General features: G+C 73.5%; 1 protein-coding gene. It reads right to left on the bottom strand.

The features are described 5' to 3' along the window. The coding region (locus tag BHU15_RS40710) for a mannosyltransferase YkcB-related protein (protein WP_497210050.1) at nucleotides 1–539 on the bottom strand (539 nt) is incomplete at both ends.

The raw sequence follows: 539 nt of genomic DNA, 5'->3' as shown, positions 1-539 counted from the left end.
CGGCGGTGAGGTCGTACAGGGTCGTGTCACCCACGGTGACCTCCTTGTACGTGGACTGCACCCAGCTGGCGATGGACGAGCCGGAACCGTTCTGACCGCCTCCTCCGCCGCCGAACCCGCCGCCGCCGAGGAAGTAGTGGATCTTCCCGTCGGCGACGTACTGCTTGAACTGCTCAAGCGTCGGGGACGGGTCGCTGCCGTTGAAGCCGCCGATCGCCATCACCGGTTCCTCGGCGGCGAGTTGGTTGCTCGCGGCGTTCTGGGAGCCGGTCGTCGCGGCGACCCAGGTGAAGTCGTCGGCGTCCTTCTTGAGCGCCGCGACCACCTCGGAGCTGACGGCCTGACCGTCGAGCAGCCCCGACATACCGCCGCCACTGCCACCGCCTCTGCCGCCACCGCCACCGCCACCGCCCGGCATCGGCGGCAGACCCTGCGGGGCCTGGCCGCCACCGGGGGCCTGACCGTCCGGGGCGCCCGCAGGGGCCTGACCCGCGCCGGGGCGCGCAGGCCGGTCGCCCCCGCCGCCCATGGGACCGCCG

This window comes from Streptomyces niveus, from assembly GCF_001723055.1.
GTDB classification, from domain to species: Bacteria; Actinomycetota; Actinomycetes; order Streptomycetales; family Streptomycetaceae; genus Streptomyces; species Streptomyces niveus.
This window is presented reverse-complemented; position numbering and strand designations above follow the sequence as displayed.